The organism is Paraburkholderia kirstenboschensis (assembly GCF_032806925.1).
Lineage (GTDB): Bacteria > Pseudomonadota > Gammaproteobacteria > Burkholderiales > Burkholderiaceae > Paraburkholderia > Paraburkholderia kirstenboschensis.
The window spans coordinates 814,688-832,989 of the sequence record NZ_CP136513.1 but is presented as its reverse complement, the minus strand read 5'-3'; the positions used below and the strand labels follow the sequence as shown (position 1 = coordinate 832,989).

Sequence of the window (18,302 nt, the reverse complement as noted above, 5' to 3'; positions counted from 1 at the left end):
CCGAGCATGACAAACACGCCCTGTCCGATCCTTCAGTTCGGGACCAGCCGATTCTTGCAGGCGCATGTCGACCTGTTTGTCTGCGAAGCCGCGCGTCGCAATCCGGATGACGCGCTCGGAAAAATCGCGATGGTGCAGACCACCGCGAGCACACAAAGTCGTACGCGCATCGACGCGATCCGGGCAAACGCGTGTTACCCCGTTCGCATTCGCGGCTTGCATCGCAAGGAAACCGTCGACCTGACCATCGAATGTGACAGCGTTGCACAAGCGCTGCATGCCGACGACGACTGGGCGCTGTTGCTCGAACGCATCCGCGACGAGGTGGAAGTGATCGTTTCGAATACCGCGGACAACGGCTATGCGCTCTTTGCCGAAGATACCGCTTCGGTGCTCGACGGCCGCACAGCGCCGCGCGGCTTTGCGGCGAAACTGGCCGTTCTGTTGCATGAACGCTATCGCGCGGGAGGCAAGGCAATCACGCTGCTGCCGTGCGAACTGGTTTCCCGAAACGGCGACGTGTTGCGAGATCTGGTGCTTTCGGTCGCGCGCGGCTGGCGGATGGAGGCTGACTTTCTGCGCTATCTGACGAACGATTGCATCTGGGTGAATTCGCTGGTCGACCGGATCGTCTCCGAAGCCATCGAGCCGGTCGGCGCCGTAGCCGAGCCGTATGCGTTATGGGCGATCGAACGGCAGGAAGGCATGGCATTGCCCTGCCGCCACGAAAGCATCGTCATTACCGACGATCTGGCGCACTACGAACGATTGAAGCTCTTCCTGCTGAACCTCGGTCATACGATGCTTGCGCAACGCTGGCTCGATTCGCGAGGCGAGCCGGCCGCCACCGTTCTCGACGGCATGCGAAACGAATCGTGGCGTGCAACGCTCGAATCGACATGGAAGGACGAAGTGCTTCCCGTGTTCGAAGCGTTGGGCCAATTGGAAATTGCCACGAAGTATCTCGACGATGTGCGAGACCGCTTCAGCAATCCGTTTCTCGCGCACCGGCTTGCCGATATCGCCGGCAATCACCAGAAAAAGAAACAGCGCCGGCTCAAACCTGTCGTTGAACTCGCCAGCGAACTGGGCGTGCGGGTCGAGCAAAAGCGCCTCAAGGCTGCGCTAGCCGGTACCTAGTCGTTCATAATCGGTTCGTTACCGGTCTTGACCGAAACAGGCGGCCCAGCTCGAAGCGAGAGGCCGTCACTAAAAACTAAGGAGACAAATATGCGCAACATGCGTTGGATAGTGATACTGCTGTGCTTTCTTGCGATCGCGATCAACTATATCGACCGCGCGAACATGGCCGTCGCGGCCCCCGCCATTCAGAAAGCTCTGGATATCGGTCCCGCGCAAATGGGTCTTATCCTGAGCGGCTTCTTCTGGACTTACGCGTTGATGCAAATGCCGTTCGGCTGGTTCGTCGATCGCGTCGGTGCGCGCATCGCGTTGCCGCTCGCGGTTGGCTGGTGGTCTCTTTTTACGGCACTGACAGCGGCAGCGAGTAGCGTCGGCGCCATGTTCGGTTGCCGTCTGCTGCTAGGCATTGGCGAAGCCGGCGCCTATCCTTCGTGTGCCAAGCTCGTGAGTCAATGGTTCAAGCCCGCACAACGCGCGCTTGCTACAAGTATCTTCGACAGCGGATCGCGCGTCGGCTCGGCATTGTCCATTCCGGTGGTGGCGCTCATCATCAGTGGGCTCGGCTGGGAAGCGTCGTTCATCATCACGGGCGTGGTCGGCTTCGTTTGGGTTCTCGGATGGTTTCTGGTGTACCGCAATCCCTCGCGCGGCGATCTGACCGGCGAGTCCGATGCGGCGGCCCCGCGAGACGCCGTCCCTGGGCGAAAGGTGCCGTGGCTTTCGCTCTTCAGGCATCGCACGCTGTGGGGCATGATGCTCGGCTTCTTCTGCCTGAACTTCGTCATCTATTTCTTCATTACCTGGTTTCCCAGCTATCTCGTTCAGACGCGCGGTTTTTCGCTGAAGTCGCTCGGCACACTCGGCATGATTCCGGCGCTGATGGCGATTCCTAGCGGCTGGCTCGGCGGCTTCGTTTCCGACGCGCTGTATCGCCGCGGCTGGAGCCTCACGAAGGCTCGCAAGACCTGCATGGTCAGCGGTATGCTGCTGTCGTCGGTCATCACGCTGTGCGCATTTACGACGAACATCTACCTGATGCTCGCCTTTTTCGGCATTGCTTATGGAAGCCTCGCATTCGCCGCCGCGAGCATCTGGTCGCTGCCCGCTGACGTCGCCCCAACGCCCGATCACGTCGCCTCTATCGGCGGCATCCAGAATTTCGCGTCCAATTGCGCCGGCATTGTGATCACCACGTTCACCGGCCTGATGGTTTCGTTGACGCACGGTTCGTTCACGATTCCGCTGTGCGTGGCGGGAGGCTTCTGCGTGCTTGGCGCGTTCAGCTACCTCGTCATTGTGAAGAAAATCGAGCCGTTGCCCGTCGACAGCGATGCCAACGACGACGCGCGCAGCCCCGCTCATTCAACGGTATGAACACCATGTCCAGTCAATCGACGCAATTCGATCCTGCAGTCATTCGCCTGCATGCAAACGACGACGTCGTCATCGCAACCCGGCAGTTGATGTCGGGCGCGCGCATCGCGTCGGAAGATCTCGTGGTCGCCGGATTGATTCCGCCGGGCCACAAGATCGCGACACGCGCTATCGCTGCCGGCGAGCCGGTCAAACGCTACAACCAGATCATCGGAATAGCGACGCAGCCGATCCAGCGTGGCCAGCACGTCCACGTTCAGAATCTCGGCATGGCCGAGTTTGCGCGCGCTCACGAATTCGGCGTCGCTGTGCATGCAACGGAATACGCCGCCATGCCCGCGACCTTCATGGGTATTCGTCGCGCCAACGGGCGAGTTGCGACGCGTAACTTCATCGGCGTATTGACGAGTGTGAACTGTTCGGCCACGGTCGCGCGTGCCATTGCCGATCACTTCCGGCGCGACGTGAATCCGCACGCGCTCGCCGACTATCCGAATGTCGACGGCGTCGTCGCATTGACGCACGGGCTAGGCTGCGGCATCGATACGCTCGGCGAAGGACTTGCGGTTTTGAGGCGCACGCTTGCCGGATATGCGGTTCATCCGAACTTCCACTCGGTGCTGTTCGTCGGACTTGGCTGCGAGACGAACCAGATCGCAGGCGTGCTCGAGTCTGCCGGATTGAAGGACACGGAGCAGTTGCGCAGCTTTACGATTCAGGATTCCGGCGGATCGAAGAAGACGATAGAGCGTGGCATCGCGATGGTGAACGAGATGCTCGCCGATGCTAACCGTATGACGCGCGAGCCGTTGCCCGCATCGCACCTGATCGTCGGTTTGCAGTGCGGCGGATCCGACGGATACTCCGGCATTTCGGCCAATCCCGCGCTCGGTGCAGCGGTCGATCGTCTGGTGCAGCACGGCGGCACGGCGATTCTCTCGGAGACGCCGGAAGTGTACGGCGCGGAACATCTGCTCACGCGACGCGCCGTCAGTCGCGCGGTAGGCGAAAAACTGCTGGCACGCGTTGCGTGGTGGGAAGAGTATTGCGCAAGAAACGGCGCGGCGCTCGACAACAATCCCTCTGCGGGAAACAAGGTCGGCGGCTTGACGACGATACTCGAGAAGTCTCTCGGCGCCGTTGCCAAAGGTGGAACGACAAATCTCGTCGACGTGTATCAGTACGCCGAGCGCATCGACGCGAAGGGATTCGTCTTCATGGATTCGCCCGGTTACGACCCGGTGTCCGCGACGGGCCAGGTCGCGGCGGGTGCCAACCTGATCTGCTTCACGACAGGGCGAGGTTCGGCCTACGGCTGCGCGCCCTCGCCTTCGTTGAAACTCGCGACGAATACCGCGCTGTGGGAACGCCAGGAAGACGACATGGACATTAATTGCGGCGGCGTGATAGATGGATCGGCTTCGATTGAAGAACTCGGAGACGCTATCTTCACGCGCATGCTCGAATGCGCGTCGGGTGTGCCTTCGAAAAGCGAAGTGAACGGCTACGGACAAAGCGAGTTCGTGCCCTGGCAGTTGGGCGTGATCACCTGAAGACAGCCGCGGCACGCGTTGCCACTCGCGCCGTCCTCCTTTGCTTAAGCACAATGCGATCACGCTCTTCATGCAGCAGCAGGTTCAGGCGTCGGTAGACAGCGTGACGGATTCCCACGCGGCGATTTCACCGGACAGTGCCGACAGTTTCGCGCGCACGAGGCCAAGCGCATCGCTGCCAAGCAGAAGATGCGCGGCCGGTCGCTCCGCAGAGATCGCGGCCAGCATCGCGCGGGCAGCCTTGACAGGGTCACCGGTCTGCTTGCCGCTCTTCTCTTCGCGAGCCTTTCGCACGGGATCGAACAAGGCGTCATAGTCCGGGATGGAGCGCGGCGTGCGGGCCATCGAGCGGCCCGCCCAGTCGGTGCGAAACGAGCCCGGCGCGACGGCGGTCACCGCGATGCCGAACGGCTGCACTTCCTTTCCGAGCGCTTCTGAAATGCCCTCTAGCGCGAATTTGCTGCCGCAGTAATAGGCGATGCCGGGCATCGTGATGTAGCCGCCCATCGACGTGATGTTGAGAATGTGGCCGCGGCGGCGTTTGCGCATGTACGGCAGTACCGCTTTGATCACTGCCACCGCGCCGAATACGTTGACGTCGAACTGCCGCCGCATCTCGGCGAGCGGCGACTCTTCCATGACGCCCTCGTGGCCGTAACCGGCATTGTTCACGAGGACATCCACCGGGCCCACGCTTGCCTCCACTTCGGCCACGACGCCGTCGATAGCGTCGAAATCGGTCACGTCGAGCACGCGGCCGAATGCCCTGTCGGGCGCAAGCGCCTCGAACTCATTTTTTGACGCGTGGCTGCGCACCGTGCCGACCACACGGTGACCCGCAGCAAGCGCTTCCTGAGCGAGCGCGCGGCCGAAACCGCTACTCACGCCGGTGATAAGCAAAGTCTTGATCGATGCCATGATGCCTCTTTTCGCAAGTTGAACAGAAAGTGCATACTATTCTCTTCACCTTGCCAATTTGAGGCCCAATCGTGGGTTTTTCTTGCCTATTCTTATGACCGCTCGGAGACTACCCCGCGAGAGGGGCGCTGCCCGTCAACCTCTTCGCAAAGACCAGCGGAAGATGGCCGCGCTACTGCGCGCACTGGCGCCCGAAGAGGGCTACAACCTGACGACGCTGCCTGGCGTGCGCATCTTGCGCTCGGACCGGCCCTTGTCGTCCACGCCCGTGCTGTACGACCCGGGCATCGTGATCGTCTGCCAGGGACGCAAGCGTGGCTATTTCGGCGATCAGCTTTATGTGTACGACGAGCAGCACTATCTCGCGGTGTCGGTGCCGGTGCCCTTCACAATGGAGACCGACGCGACGCCGGAGCACCCGCTCCTCGCTATCTACTTGCACCTCGACTTCAAGCTGGCCGCGGAACTGATGGCCCAGATCGAGCGTCATGAAATGGCCGGCCACGCGCAAGCGCCGCAGAGCATGATGTCGAGCCCCATGGACGAGGCGCTGCAAAACTCCGTGCTGCGCTTCCTGGAAGCGATGAACCGCCCGCTCGATGCAGCGGTTCTCGGTCCTGGCCTCTTGCGCGAGCTGTACTTTCGGGTCCTCACAGGCGCGCAGGGCATCGTGATGCGCGCCGCGCTGGCCATGCACGGGCAGTTCGGCAAGATCGGCAAAGCGCTGCGCCGGATTCATTCCGACTATGCCGGCGCGCTCGACCTCGCTGAACTCGCGAGCGAAGCCGGCATGAGCGTTCCCACGTTTCATACGCATTTCAAGGCCATCACGCATACATCGCCGATGCAGTACGTGAAATCGACGCGCTTGCACCAGGCCCGCTTGCTCATGTTGCGACAGGACATGACGGCCGAGGCAGCAAGCAATGCGGTCGGTTATGCGAGCACGTCGCAGTTCAATCGCGAGTTCAAGCGGCTTTTCGGGCTCACGCCTGCCGCGGAAGCGCGGCGCATGCGGGCGAGTTTCGCAATTCCGCCCGCGCATGCCGGTTCGGAGTATGTCTCTTCGCATTGACGCCGATGGTCGCGCCATTGTTCACCATGTCGCCACTTGAGCTGGTCCGCTTGCCACACGCGCCCGCGAAGACCGGGGACGATTGCACATGACCAGAGCCCGTGCTTCGTTGAGTCACCGCGTGCCCAGCCTTTGCAGAGTTCGCGTCGACGCTATCGTCGATTCGCTGCTTTTCATATGCGCAAACATTGGTTGGATTTGCGCGCGCCTCGATTTAACGTCGCCAGTTCAACGCGAATCTCGCGCGACTGCGACAGTCCGCGCGGCCACCCTTCACGCACAGAGCCAGGCACCGATGAGCACACGCAACGATTCGATCGACACACTCAGGCGCCGCCTCCTGCGAGGCGCGGCAGCCGGCTTCACAGGCGCCGCGCTCGGCGGCGTCCTTTCGCCTGTCGCGCCCTTCACGAGCAGCGCCGCCCATGCGCAAGGCAACAACAAACGCATTCGCATCGGCTTTCAGAAGTACGGCAACTTCGTCGTGCTCAAGGCGCGCGGCACGTTGGAAAAGCGGCTGGCGAGCGAGGGAATCGCGGTTCAGTGGCTCGAGTTCCCTGCCGGACCGCAGTTGCTGGAAGGGCTGAATGCGGGCGCAGTGGATGTGGGTACCGTCGGCGAGACGCCACCGATTTTCGCGCAGGCGGGTCGCGTCGACTTCGTTTATATCGGCAACGAGCCGCCGGCGCCGCGTGGCGAAGCGATCGTCGTGCCGAACGATTCGCCGATTCGCAGCGTGGCGCAGTTGCGCGGCAAGAAGGTCGCGTTCAACAAGGGCTCGAATGTCCACTTCCTGCTCGTCAAGGCGCTGCAGCAGGCGCAACTGTCGTATTCGGACATAGAACCCGTCTACCTGACGCCCGCCGACGCGCGCGCCGCGTTCGTTCAGGGCAGCGTGGACGCATGGGTGATCTGGGACCCCTATCTGGCCGCCATCGAAAAACAGGCTAATGCGCGCACCATCGCGAATGGTGACGGGCTCGTGCGCAATACGCAGTACTACGTCGCGGCGCGCAAGTTCGCCGCGGCGCAGCCGCAACTGCTGAATGCGCTGCTCGAAGAGATCAACGCGGTAGACAGTTGGGGACGCGACAACGTGACCGAGGTGGCCACGTTGCTGTCGCCGCTCGTGGGACTCGATGCGGCCACGCTCGAAGTCGCGCTCAAGCGCACCGGCTACGGCGTGCAGCCGATCACCGACGCCACCCTTGCCTATCAGCAGCAGATCGCCGACACCTTTAGCGCCCTCAAGCTCATTCCAGGCAAGCTGAGCGTCGTAGACGCGCGCTGGAAAGCGAGCTGACGAGCCTATGCAAGCGCCCGGCGTCCGCATATGTCGCGGACCCCGGCTTCATCGGCTCAATTCGTGCAACGCGCCGTGCCAGGTGCCAGGTGCTAGCCCGCCGTGCCTGCATACGCCGCCTTCAGTGCGGCGACGTCGAACTTCACCATCTTCATCATGGCCTCGGCGGCGCGCCGCGCTTTTTCCCGATCCGGGTCGGCCATCATGGCGATGACGTCGGCCGGAGCAATCTGCCACGACACGCCGAAGCGGTCTTTCAGCCAGCCGCAGGCGTCGGGCGTGCCACCGCCTTCGAGAAGCGCGTCCCAATAGCGGTCCACTTCCGCCTGATCGGCGCAGTTCACAAGGAGCGAAACGGCGTGGTTGAACGGGTCGTTGCCGGCGGAGCTCATTGCGATGAACGGCTGTCCGAACAGAACGAACTCGACGACCTTCGTGGCGCCGGCGCTCGGCACCGGCGTGACGCGGACTACGCGCGAGTCCGGAAAGATGCTTGTGTAGAAGGCCGCAGCCTCCTCGGCTTCGGTGGAATACCAGAGAAAGGGGGTGATCTTCTGAATCGTCATTGAGCGTCTCCTGTCAGTATCGGCCAGATGGGCGGCGAGGCCGCATGCCGCTATGGGGACGACGAAGGAAGACCATCAAAATCGACACGCCGGGAAGAAAAATTGCGCTCTTGAGCCGCCCCCCGGATCCCGCATCGACTCCGTCGCTCCACCGGAGCCGATTATAGGCAACGAAGCGCTTCGCTATCCTTCCGATGCGTCCCGGCCCGGCGCTGCCAAGCACGACGCCGCGCACACCGCCATCGAAATCGCGGCGCACGTGGCAATCGGAAAGAGGCAGACGAGAGCAGATACACCGTCCGGCTGACGCAGCACCCTCCTCGCCCTCGCGGCGCTGCATGCACCGAGGTTCTCCGCGCTCCGAAAGAACAACGGTCGGACGCGCCGCTACCGCACGACGCTGATTGGGGTCGTCGCCCGCGTTTGCATGTATAGGCGACGACCGTTCTCGTTGCCGTTACTGCTTGACCTCACCCGTTCGGCCCGGCCCGGACGCTCCCTCCGGCGACATTGCGTTTGCGCGCTTGTCCATCAGCGTTCCCGGCTTGTTGCCGGGCGCGCCCAGCGCCGCGGGCTCGTCGACGGTGCGCCCGGCCTGTCCAGGCTGCGCCTGCTTGCCGCTTTGCGTGCCGCTGTTCGCCGGCGCGTTACCGCTTTGCTGCGCATAGGCCGTGCTGCCGACGCACAGCACCAACGCGATGCCTGCCACTTTCACCATATTCATGACTGTCTCCCGATTTCACGGCGCTCTTGCCGTTTTCGGAGAATCCAGCATGGAGCGTGCCGCGGACGGAATCACGACGCGCGACGCTCGGCACAACCAAGGGAGTACACGAGCGGCGCTATTCGACGCGCCGCCGCGTGGAAATTGCAGAGGCGGTGGAAATGACCAGATCGGCGAAGCGCTTTTCGTCGCGATCGGCCTGCCAGCGCGAGCGCGCCACCGCAATATTGACCGCGCCGATGCCGCGCCCGTGTGCGTTCGTAATCGCGGCCGCCGTCGAAATATCGCTCACGAAGTATTCGTCTTCGGTATGCGCGTAGCCCTGCTTGCGGATCTGTGCGATCCGCTCCCTGATCTTGCGCGGCTGGTAGACGGTGGACGCGGTGTACGGCACGAGATTCGTGCGCGACAGAATGTCGTCGATCTCGGCGTCGGTGAGCGTCGCCAGAATGGCGAGGCCGGGCGCGGTGCAATACGCGGGCAGCCGCGAGCCGGTGATGACATGCGCATTGAACACGTTGCGGCTCACGATCCGCAGCACGAACACAATGTCCGTATCGTCCAGCACGGTGAGGTTGGTCGCCTCTTCCGTCTCGGAGCCGAGTTGCTGCAGATAAGGCGTCGCCCGGCTCACCAGATCGTTCGACGTGAGATAGTGATACGTGAAGTCGAGAAGCCGAGGCGACAGTTCATATTTGCGGCTGTCCGGGTCCTTGAGGAGATAACCGAGCGCGGCGAGCGTATAAGTGAAGCGCTGCGTCGCGCTCATGTCGAAACCCGTGAACGACGAGATTTCCGAGAGCGACAACTGACGCTTGCTGCCGTCGAACGCGGTGAGCACCTTCATCGCCTTTTCCACCGACTGCACATAAAGCGAAGACGCGGTCGGGTCGGCCGCTTCGGCCGGCGGCTTTGCCGCAGAAGTCTTGCGCTTGCGCGGGGCTTTGGGCTCGTCGCTCATCAGGTCAGTTTCTATCCGGTTCGAACGAAGAATTATCGCATAGCCCTAAAGCGTTATCTATCTACGATAGCTACTGCTTTGCGGTCGCGAGCCGGTCCCACGCGTCGCCGGTGTCGCGGGACAGCAGGTGTTTCTTCACGCGCTCGCTCGCCGTCATCTCGAAGCCGGGCACCGCGCGGTAATAGCGCGGCAACTGGAAACTCGCGAGACGCTCGCACGCCCACGCGTGCAATGCGTGCCACTCCACCGGTTCGTCCTTGAACTGCACGTCGAGCAAGATGTCCTGCTCGCCGATCGCCGAGGCAACGCCGATTGCCGCGCTCGCGCGGATCGCCGGATGCGCCGCGAAAATGCGTTCGATTTCCCAAGCGGACACGTTCTCGCCGCGCACGCGCATGCTGTCTGTTTGCCGGCCGATAAAGAACAGATCGCCGTCCGCATCGCGGCGCGCGCGGTCGCCGGTATGAAGCCGGCCGTTGCGCAAAGCGGCTTTCGTTGCGTCGGGATTCTTCAGATACGCCGGCAAAAAAGTGCCCTCTACCTTGCTTGTCAGCACGATCTCGCCCGCCTCGCCCTCTTTCACGGGACGGCCGTTTTCATCGAGCAATGCGATGTCGATCCAGGGCAGCGTGCGGCCGATCGAACCGGCCTTGCCCGTCACGTTCGCCGTCGCGATGCTCGAACATTCGGTCATGCCGTAACACTCGCGCAACGACACGTTCAGCCGCGTCTGGATCGGCTCCCACGACGAAGCGCTCACGCCCGCGCCCCAAGCGACGCGCAGCGTGTGCTCCGCAGGTTGTTCACTCCCGGGCAACTGCATCAGGATATCGAGCACGCCGCCGAGATAATGCAGTTGCGTTGCGCCCGCGCGCTCGATCTGCTGCCAGAACTGCGATGCCGAGAAGCGCGGCACAGCGTGCAGCGTCACGTCGGCAAGAAACGGCAGCAACAGCATCTGCGCGCCGCCGATGTGGCACAACGGCTCCCACAGAAAGAGCCGGTCGCCGTCGCGCACGTCCGCCACGCGAAGTGCCGCCTCGCTCGCGATGCGCATCATCCTGTGCGTGAAGACGACGCCCTTCGGCGCGCCTGTCGTACCCGACGTGTAGATAATGCACAGCGGGTCGTGCACGCCGATAGCCGGCGTCGCGAATTCCGCGCTCGTGTCGTGCGCATCGAATGCCGGCAGATGCGTGCGCCGCGCCGCGCCGCAATCGAGCTGCGCCGTCACCGCGTCGAATTCATCGTCGACGACGAAGAGCTTCGGCTCCGCGTGCTGCAGCAGATATTCGAGGCCCGCCGCGCGCAGCTTCGTGTTGACGGGCACCCACACCAGACCGCTCAAATGCAGTGCGTAGATCAGATGAATATGCTCGGGACTGTTGCCGAGCATCACGGCGACGCGGTCGCCCTGCTCGAGACCTTGCGCGGCAAACCAGCGCTGCAATTGCACGACGTGCCGCGCGGCGTCTTCGCACATGATTGCGCGATCCTCGAAATGCACGATGGCGCGCGCGGGGTCGCGGCGCAATCCCGCTGCGAGCAGCGGCACAAAGTCGAGCTCGTCGTTGGCGTGCCGATGAGCGAAATATTCTGGATAACGATGCATGTGTGAACCGGTCGAAATACGAAGACTCAGCGCGTCTTGCGCTTGAGCCAGGAGGAAATCGCGACGACAAGCGCGATCAGAATGACGAGCGTGGTCGACACGGCTGCAAGCGTCGGCGTAATCGCGAGCTGAATGTCGTCCCACATCTGCTTGGGCAGCGTCGAGTTGATGCCGCCGGAAACGAAGATCGCGATCGTCAGGTCGTCGAACGAAACGAGGAATGCGAACAGAAACGCGGCCGTCACGCTTGCCATGAGAAGCGGCAACACGATCGATGTGATGCGCCGCAATGGCGACGCGCCCATCACGCGCGCGGCGTCGTCAAGACGCCAGTCGAAGCGCTGGAAGCCGGCAGCGAGCGTCACGACCACATACGGAATTGCGAGCACCGTATGGCCGATCACGAGGCCGAGGTTGGTGCCCGTGAGCCCAAAGCGCCCGAACAGATATAGCAGGCCGACTGCCACCACGATACGCGGCACGATGAGCGGTGCGACCAGCAGCGCGAAGATCGGCTTGCTCGCGCGGCGCGGCATGCGCGTCATCGCGAGTGTGGCGCCAAAGCCGAGCAGCAGCGACAACAGCGCGGTGCCGAGACCCACTTCGAACGAGCGGACGATCGCGCTTTGCCACACCGGCGAATCCATGAACGTGCCGAACCAGCGCACGCTGAAAACTTTCGGCGGGAAAGAAATGTAGTCGCTCTTCGTGAACGCATAGGGAATCACGGAAAGCACCGGCACGACGAGCACGACCATGATCACGCACGTATAGAGACCGAGCGGGCTCACCGCGCGCGCGCCCTCTTCGGCGTGCGTCTTACGGCGCATCATGAACGGCGCGAACACGCGCCCCGCCGCGATCAGAAGCGCGAGCTTGACGCCTTGCGCACGCGAGCCGCGCTGGCGCTCCGCGACTTCGCCGGTGAGCGACGTAAGGCCCACCATGCGGTCGTACACGAAGAAGATCACGATCGAGCAGACGAGCAACACGGTCGACAGCGCGCCTGCAAAGCGCATGTCGAAAAGCTCCAGCACCGACGAGATAACGAGTTGCGCGACCATCGTCTCCTTGGGCGAGCCCAGCAGCGCCGGCACGATGAAGAAGCCGAGGCTCGAAATAAACACGAGCAGGCCGGCCGCCGCGACACCCGGCGACGACAGCGGCAGAAACACCGTGAAAAAGCTCGTGCTGCGTTCGGCGCCGAGCGTTTCGGCGGCTTGCGCGAGCCGATCGTCGATGCCGCGCATGACCGGCAACATGGTCATCACGGCGAGCGGCAGCATCGAATGCACCATGCCGATCAGCACGCCGGTGAGCGACGGAATGGTGCCGCTCGTCTCGCGCACGAGGCCGAGCGACAACGCGATGGTCGACAGCACACCCGTCTTCGAGAGCAGCAGCATCCATGCGTAGGTCTTCACCAGATAACTGGTCCAGAACGGCAGCATGATCCACAACAGCCAGCGTTCGCGTGCTCGCTCGGACAGACGGCTCAGCATATAGGCGACCGGATAGCCGAGCAGAATGGAGAGCGCCGCCGTCATGAACGAAATGGCGAAGGTGATCCACAGCACCTTTGCGTAGACCGGCGTGCGTGCAATGCGCTCGAACTGCGCGAAGCCGACCTGCCCTTCGGCGCTGACAAGTCCGCCTTGCAGAATTTCGCCAACCGGCACGATGAAGAACACCAGCAGGAACAAAAGCGTCGGCACGATCGGCAAAAAGCGCATGCAGCGCGCGATCCAGATGGACCGGCCGCGGCGCGAGGCTTCGTTCTCGCGGTGCGCGTGAAGAGCGATGGTCATCGTGGTCCTCTCAGGCCTGCAGAAGCGTCGTGCGATACGGGTCCCACACGAGGCCGACTTTGTCGCCGATGCGCGGCGAGAGACTGCGCTCGCAGCGCACGGTGAGTTCGCTGCCGTCGTTCATCGCGAGTTGCACGCGCGTATCGCTGCCGAAGAACACGATGTCCGCAATCGTGCCGTCGACAAAGCCGCGTTCCGGTTCGACAAGGCGCGGCGCCTCCGGGCGGACCAGCAGCGTATGGCGGGCGCCGGATGCAACGGCTGCGTTCATCGGCAGAGGAATGCGGCCGCCCGCCGCGAGCAGAATCGCCTCGCCGCTCACACCACGTGCGTCGTCGAGCGCTCCTTCGAGCAGATTCGAATGGCCGATGAAGCCGGCCGCAAAGCGCGTCGCGGGACGGTCGTACAGATCGGTGGGCGAGCCCACCTGCTCGATGCGCGCCTGATTCATCAGGCAGATGCGGTCGGACAGCGTGAGGGCTTCGTCCTGATCGTGCGTGACATACACGAAGGTCGCGCCGAGTTCCTTATGCAAGCGGCGAATCTCCGACTGCATATGCTCGCGCAGTTTCTTGTCGAGCGCGCCGAGTGGCTCGTCGAGCAGAATCACCGACGGCCGGTACGCAAAGCAGCGAGCAAGCGCAATGCGCTGTTGTTGCCCGCCCGACAACTCCTTTGGAAAACGCTTGGCGTATTCGGTCATGCGCACCATCGCGAGCGCGTCGTCGACGGCCCCGCGCACTTCGTCGCGCGACTTGCGTCGCATGCGCAAACCGTATGCGACGTTGTCCCACACGCTCATGTGCGGAAAGAGTGCGTAGCTCTGGAACACCATGCCGATGCCGCGCTTTCCGGGCTCGACATGCGTGACGTCGCGCCCGTCGATCTCGATACGGCCCGCGCTCGGCGCGACGAGGCCCGAGATCATCTGCAACAGCGTGGTCTTGCCCGAGCCCGAGGGACCGAGCAGCGTCAGGAATTCGCCGGCTTGTACGGCGAGGTCCGTCGGTTCCAGCGCGACCGCATCGCCGTAGCGCTTTGCAATGCCGATCGCCTCGAGCTTCGAACTCATGGTGCCGTCCTTACGAAATGATCCACGAATTGAACCGCTCAGTGACTTTCTGGCGGTTCGCTTCCCACCATTGCGGACTGGGCAGCCGCATATCGCGAATGTTGTCAGGAGCCGTGGGCAACAACGTCGAGCGGTCTTTGGAAATCGTCTCGAACGCTTTCCTGTTGGTGGGACCGTAGGCGAGCGTGCGCGTGAGCAGCGCCTGACGCTTCGCGTCGGCGCAAAAGCGCACGAACTGCTTTGCCGCGTCCGCGCGCGGCGTGCCCTTCGGAATGCCCCAGCCTTCGATCGAATAAAGGCCCTGGTTCCATACGATCGTGACCGGCGCGCCGCCGTCCTTCGCGGCCTGCGCGCGGCCGTTCCACGCCGAGATCATGTCGACGTCGCCGCTCTGGATCGCCTGCATGGCCTGCGCGCCCGAGGTCCACCAGATGTTGACGTGCGGCTTGATCTTGTCGAGGCTTTTGAACGCGCGGTCCACGTCGAGCGGATAGAGCTTGTCGAGCGGCACGCCGTCGGCGAGCAGCGCCTGTTCGAGCGTGTCGAGCGGACTGCGCCGCAGGCAGCGGCGGCAGGGGAATTTCTTCACGTCCCAGAAGTCCGCCCACGATTTCGGGGCGTTGTCCTTGAACTTGTCCGCGCGATACGCGAGCACGGTCGAATATACGTCTACGCCGAGCCAGTTCGGCGTGATCGCTTCCGGCATGATGTCCGGATAGTCGCTCGCCTTCAGGCCGATAGGTTCAAGCAGGCCTTTCGATTCGAGGTACGGAATATCCGCCGACAGCGTGAGCGTGGTGACGTCCCACACATAGTTCTTCGTCTGCACCATCGCCGCGAATTGCGCGACGGGCTGCGATTCACGCGCGACGCTCACGACCTTGATACCGGTCGCTTTCTCGAACGGATCGTAGAACGCTTCGCGATACGCGGTCGTATAGGGACCGCCCGGGTCCGACACCACGATCTGCTTCGATTGGGCTCGCGCGGCTAGCGGCATCGCGCTCGCCACGGCAAGCGCGCCCGCGCCGTGAAGAATGCGACGGCGCGTTGCATTGAAGTCTTGCGTCATTGTTCAGGTCTCCCGCACATGGGTTGAGATTGGAACGGCTCGCTTTGCCCCGGTTCTGGCGGCTTCTGGCCTCTCATTCGGCCTCGCTCGCTGCCGGCTACTTTCCGCGCTTACGGAAGAACTCTTCCATCATGCGAGCGGGTTCGCCCGAGTCGTACGCTTCGCGCTGAATGCGCTCGCCCGCTTCGATGCAGTCGACGAAACCCGGCTCTGTCATCTCACGAAAGCGCTGCTTGTCCAGACGCATCGCGACGGGCGGCTTGGCGGCGAGTTCGGTGGCAATTTCCAGCGCCTTCCCGAACACCTTGTCCTCGTCGACCAGATGATGGATGAGGCCGATGCGATGACACTCGTCCGCGTCCATCAGACGACCCGTCAGCGTGAGCTCGATGGTGCGCGACATGCCGAGCATCGAGTTCATGATCCAGGGACCGGTCGTGCTGGCAATGCCCGCGTTGATCTCCGGCTGACCCATGCGCACGCCTGCATGCCCGACGCGGATATCGCCGAGCAACGCCACCTGGAATGCCGAGCCCGCGGCCGTGCCGTTCAACGCCATGACGAGCGGCTTGGCGAGGCTGCGCAGCGCCGAGTAGTAGCGCTGCCATTCCTTGACCCACGCCACCGCGCGTTCGCCGTCGAAATCATGTGCCTCCGACAGGTCCTGGCCTGCCGAGAACGCCCGGTTGCCCGCGCCCGTCATGATGATCGCGGCGACGTCGGGGTCGTTGTTGAAGCGCTCCAACGCCTCGATGATCATTTCGCGCATCGGCGTGGTCCACGCGTTCAAACGCTCAGGACGATTGAGGGTAATGACCGCGACGCGGCCGTGATTCGAGAACAGCACGTCATTGTTCATGGGTTATCGCATCGCAATAGTTGATGGTGTAATGCAATATAGGCTCATCAAAATTATGGTGCAAGCGGGTTTACCAGAGAGATGACAGGCGCGTTCCAGCCGTTCCGGACAGGTGCGGCGCGGCTCTCGTTCAACCTTTGCCGTGCAGTGAGCGTCGGGGTCCGGCCAGCGGGCACTCAAGGAGTGTCTTGTGGCGCGTGGGACGGTCGGCAAGGGACCTTGCGGTGATGCTCGGTGAGCAACCTTTGTGGGTTTCGAGCGTGCTTATTAGTTAGTTAGCCAATCTGACACGATCGCGTCGACGTGCCCTATCAAGCTTCGTTCTGTGAAGGAGGAGTTGAACTGCTGGGCTGGCGCGCGGAGCGAGGAAAGACAGAATCGACGCGCAGAAAAAAGCCGCAGACAAGCTGCGGCGAACAAACACACACGCCGAACGTTTGGGAACGCTGACGCTTCTCGAATCGTAGCCACGTTTGCGGGGCATGAACATCGGGTGTTTTGTATGAAAGCATGCCCTGATCGCGTCAGAAGCTTCTGGCACGTGCGTGTCGGCGCAACCGGCCCTTCGTCAAGTCGCGAAAAAACAACGCGAAACGCACGACAGGATTGCCACGTGCACGAGAGGTGACGGGCGCGATCGGCGTAGACATCTGCGCAACAATGTAAAATCACCCGCCGGCCGAACGCTAAACCCGTACTCGTGCAGTAACCCAGGTGCACGTGCATCGCTTTGTCAACGAGCAGCCGCCGCGGAAGGTGCAGGACGGTTCCCCGCATGGCGTCTTCGGCTTCCAGTTCGATAGCAGGACCGCGCACGATTGCGCGCCCGGCACAATATTGATTGTCGCGATGACCAAGGTGCTCGCGCCCGGATGGTGAAACGCCAGCCGGTCCAACCCATTACTTCAGGTTTCGATTTGACTCCACTATCCGTCTACGTTCTCACCTACAACAGCGAGCGCTATCTGGACAAGGTTCTGACGGCCGCGAAGCGTGCCGCGGATGATCTACTGATCGTGGACAGCGGCAGCACCGACGCGACGCTGTCGATTGCGGCCAAACACGGCGCGCGAATCGTGCATCGGCCATTCGATAATTTTCGCGCGCAACGGCAGTTCGCCAACGGACTCTGTTTGCACGAAACCGTGATGTTCTTCGATAGCGACGAAATTGCGAGCGACGCGCTAATCGACGAAGTACTCGCACTGAAAGCCCGCGGCTTTGATCACGACGCGTATGCCGTCAGGCGGGACTGGGTGGTCATGGGTAAGGTCATTCACGCGCTGCTGCCGATCTCCTCGCCGGACTACCCGATCCGCATCTATCGGCGCGCCACGCTGCGTTTCACCGACCATAGCGTTCACGAGACCCTGACCGGTTACGACAACTGTGGGCGAATCGAGTCGCCGGTCGTGCATCGTACGTTCGAGACCGCGACGGAGATGAAAACCAAGCTCGATCTGTACACGGACCTCGCCGCCACCGACCTGCTGGATAAAAGAGAGCCGGCTCGCGTGCTGTGGCTCAAAAGCTGGATTAGCCCATTGGGGGCCTTTCTGAAGTGGTACATCCGCAAAGGCAATGTCCGCGACGGCCGCATCGGTCTAACCCTCGCGCTTTACGCTTCCTCCTATACGCGCCGAAAGTACCGCAAAGCGCTCGTGCAACTCCAGGGAAATCGTTGAGGTGCTTTTTTCTCCCGGCGCGTGAGAGCAGAATGAAAACCCGCCGCCCAAACTGAGCCGTGCGATCCAGCCAGCATCGCATCCCACCGACCGGGAGTTTCCTATGATCGTATCGATGAATACGTATTTCGATGTTCCCGGCGGTTTGCGCACGGGCACCGTCGGGCTGACACTGGCGCTCTTCGTCTCCAGCGCCGGCGCCGCGTCGAACTGTCCAACAGTGATCACGACGCCGGCCGGCAGCGCGTTCGACATGGCCTCGCTCATTTCAGACAGCGGCTCGCCGCTAGCGGCGCTCGCGAAGCTGCGCTCGGTGTTGTCGAAGCTCGGTTGGGGAGCCCGTTGCAGCATGCTCCGAAACGTGGCCGCATGTGACGAAACGGTCGAGCTTGCGAAACGTGCGGTCGTCGCGCTCGAAGCCTGCGCAGGCCCGACGCCGCCCAAGACGGGTGCCGATAAGCCGGGCGAACAAAGCGGCGATAAAAGCCAATGCGCGCGACTAGATCAATGAAGCCATAGGCGGCCGGGGCTGCCTGTCGATCCACACGCTGCTCGTTCGTCGTATCTGCGGGACCGA

Annotated in this window: 16 protein-coding genes; 7 read left to right on the top strand and 9 right to left on the bottom strand. The window is 62.6% G+C overall.

From position 1 onward, the window contains the following. Positions 1–6 precede the first annotated feature (6 nt). The 3 genes from RW095_RS26325 (at position 7) to RW095_RS26315 (ending at position 4,070) form a co-directional block, all read left to right on the top strand. A complete protein-coding gene (locus tag RW095_RS26325; protein WP_317021766.1) occupies positions 7–1,140 on the top strand; it encodes a mannitol dehydrogenase family protein in 1,134 nt (377 codons plus the stop codon). Positions 1,141–1,230: 90 nt separating this feature from the next. After that, positions 1,231–2,517, top strand: a complete 1,287-nt coding sequence (locus RW095_RS26320; RefSeq protein WP_317021765.1) for an MFS transporter — start codon at positions 1,231–1,233, stop codon at positions 2,515–2,517. Positions 2,518–2,522: 5 nt separating this feature from the next. Further along, a complete protein-coding gene (locus tag RW095_RS26315) occupies positions 2,523–4,070 on the top strand; it encodes a UxaA family hydrolase (protein WP_317021764.1) in 1,548 nt (515 codons plus the stop codon). 84 nt (positions 4,071–4,154) lie between these two features. On the opposite strand, the gene RW095_RS26310 is transcribed toward RW095_RS26315, so the two are convergent. Next, positions 4,155–4,988: an oxidoreductase gene (locus RW095_RS26310; protein ID WP_317021763.1), complete on the bottom strand. Its 834-nt coding sequence runs from the start codon at positions 4,986–4,988 to the stop codon at positions 4,155–4,157. A gap of 163 nt (positions 4,989–5,151) precedes the next feature. Between RW095_RS26310 and RW095_RS26305 the strand changes: the two genes are divergently transcribed. Beyond that, entirely contained in the window at positions 5,152–6,063 is a 912-nt protein-coding gene (locus RW095_RS26305; protein ID WP_394365195.1) for an AraC family transcriptional regulator, read from the top strand. A gap of 295 nt (positions 6,064–6,358) precedes the next feature. Beyond that, a complete protein-coding gene (locus RW095_RS26300) occupies positions 6,359–7,366 on the top strand; it encodes a sulfonate ABC transporter substrate-binding protein (RefSeq protein ID WP_317021761.1) in 1,008 nt (335 codons plus the stop codon). 92 nt (positions 7,367–7,458) lie between these two features. On the opposite strand, the gene RW095_RS26295 is transcribed toward RW095_RS26300, so the two are convergent. From RW095_RS26295 to RW095_RS26260, 8 genes are all read right to left on the bottom strand, one after another. Then, positions 7,459–7,932 (bottom strand): VOC family protein, encoded by a 474-nt coding sequence (locus RW095_RS26295; RefSeq protein ID WP_317021760.1) that lies wholly within the window; start codon positions 7,930–7,932, stop codon positions 7,459–7,461. 457 nt (positions 7,933–8,389) lie between these two features. Next, the gene (locus tag RW095_RS26290; protein WP_317021759.1) at positions 8,390–8,656 is read right to left on the bottom strand and encodes a hypothetical protein; all 267 of its coding nucleotides are present in this window, start codon (positions 8,654–8,656) and stop codon (positions 8,390–8,392) included. A gap of 118 nt (positions 8,657–8,774) precedes the next feature. Continuing rightward, positions 8,775–9,617: an IclR family transcriptional regulator gene (locus RW095_RS26285; RefSeq protein WP_317021758.1), complete on the bottom strand. Its 843-nt coding sequence runs from the start codon at positions 9,615–9,617 to the stop codon at positions 8,775–8,777. Positions 9,618–9,687: 70 nt separating this feature from the next. Then, on the bottom strand, positions 9,688–11,229 hold the full coding sequence (locus RW095_RS26280; protein ID WP_317021757.1) for an AMP-binding protein: 1,542 nt from the start codon (positions 11,227–11,229) through the stop codon (positions 9,688–9,690). Positions 11,230–11,255: 26 nt separating this feature from the next. Then, positions 11,256–13,037 carry an ABC transporter permease subunit gene (locus tag RW095_RS26275; RefSeq protein WP_317021756.1) on the bottom strand — a complete coding sequence of 594 codons (1,782 nt, stop codon included), beginning with the start codon at positions 13,035–13,037 and terminating at the stop codon, positions 11,256–11,258. A 10-nt stretch (positions 13,038–13,047) separates the two neighbouring features. Then, positions 13,048–14,109 carry an ABC transporter ATP-binding protein gene (locus tag RW095_RS26270; protein ID WP_317021755.1) on the bottom strand — a complete coding sequence of 354 codons (1,062 nt, stop codon included), beginning with the start codon at positions 14,107–14,109 and terminating at the stop codon, positions 13,048–13,050. Positions 14,110–14,119: 10 nt separating this feature from the next. Next, the gene (locus tag RW095_RS26265; protein ID WP_317021754.1) at positions 14,120–15,181 is read right to left on the bottom strand and encodes an ABC transporter substrate-binding protein; all 1,062 of its coding nucleotides are present in this window, start codon (positions 15,179–15,181) and stop codon (positions 14,120–14,122) included. Between the two features lie 97 nt (positions 15,182–15,278). Further along, entirely contained in the window at positions 15,279–16,040 is a 762-nt protein-coding gene (locus tag RW095_RS26260) for an enoyl-CoA hydratase/isomerase family protein (RefSeq protein ID WP_317021753.1), read from the bottom strand. A gap of 917 nt (positions 16,041–16,957) precedes the next feature. Between RW095_RS26260 and RW095_RS26255 the strand changes: the two genes are divergently transcribed. After that, positions 16,958–17,725: a glycosyltransferase family 2 protein gene (locus RW095_RS26255; protein ID WP_317021752.1), complete on the top strand. Its 768-nt coding sequence runs from the start codon at positions 16,958–16,960 to the stop codon at positions 17,723–17,725. A 103-nt stretch (positions 17,726–17,828) separates the two neighbouring features. Further along, positions 17,829–18,236: a hypothetical protein gene (locus RW095_RS26250; protein WP_317021751.1), complete on the top strand. Its 408-nt coding sequence runs from the start codon at positions 17,829–17,831 to the stop codon at positions 18,234–18,236. Positions 18,237–18,302: the final 66 nt, after the last annotated feature.

Coding starts and splice junctions, on each gene's coding strand:
- RW095_RS26275 (WP_317021756.1), bottom strand. CDS start 13,037: ATGACCATCGCTCTTCACGCGCACCGCGAGAACGAAGCCTCGCGCCGC.
- RW095_RS26320 (WP_317021765.1), top strand. CDS start 1,231: ATGCGCAACATGCGTTGGATAGTGATACTGCTGTGCTTTCTTGCGATC.
- RW095_RS26315 (WP_317021764.1), top strand. CDS start 2,523: ATGTCCAGTCAATCGACGCAATTCGATCCTGCAGTCATTCGCCTGCAT.
- RW095_RS26305 (WP_394365195.1), top strand. CDS start 5,152: ATGGCCGCGCTACTGCGCGCACTGGCGCCCGAAGAGGGCTACAACCTG.
- RW095_RS26295 (WP_317021760.1), bottom strand. CDS start 7,932: ATGACGATTCAGAAGATCACCCCCTTTCTCTGGTATTCCACCGAAGCC.
- RW095_RS26300 (WP_317021761.1), top strand. CDS start 6,359: ATGAGCACACGCAACGATTCGATCGACACACTCAGGCGCCGCCTCCTG.
- RW095_RS26280 (WP_317021757.1), bottom strand. CDS start 11,229: ATGCATCGTTATCCAGAATATTTCGCTCATCGGCACGCCAACGACGAG.
- RW095_RS26325 (WP_317021766.1), top strand. CDS start 7: ATGACAAACACGCCCTGTCCGATCCTTCAGTTCGGGACCAGCCGATTC.
- RW095_RS26310 (WP_317021763.1), bottom strand. CDS start 4,988: ATGGCATCGATCAAGACTTTGCTTATCACCGGCGTGAGTAGCGGTTTC.
- RW095_RS26290 (WP_317021759.1), bottom strand. CDS start 8,656: ATGAATATGGTGAAAGTGGCAGGCATCGCGTTGGTGCTGTGCGTCGGC.
- RW095_RS26265 (WP_317021754.1), bottom strand. CDS start 15,181: ATGACGCAAGACTTCAATGCAACGCGCCGTCGCATTCTTCACGGCGCG.
- RW095_RS26285 (WP_317021758.1), bottom strand. CDS start 9,617: ATGAGCGACGAGCCCAAAGCCCCGCGCAAGCGCAAGACTTCTGCGGCA.
- RW095_RS26260 (WP_317021753.1), bottom strand. CDS start 16,040: ATGAACAATGACGTGCTGTTCTCGAATCACGGCCGCGTCGCGGTCATT.
- RW095_RS26250 (WP_317021751.1), top strand. CDS start 17,829: ATGATCGTATCGATGAATACGTATTTCGATGTTCCCGGCGGTTTGCGC.
- RW095_RS26270 (WP_317021755.1), bottom strand. CDS start 14,109: ATGAGTTCGAAGCTCGAGGCGATCGGCATTGCAAAGCGCTACGGCGAT.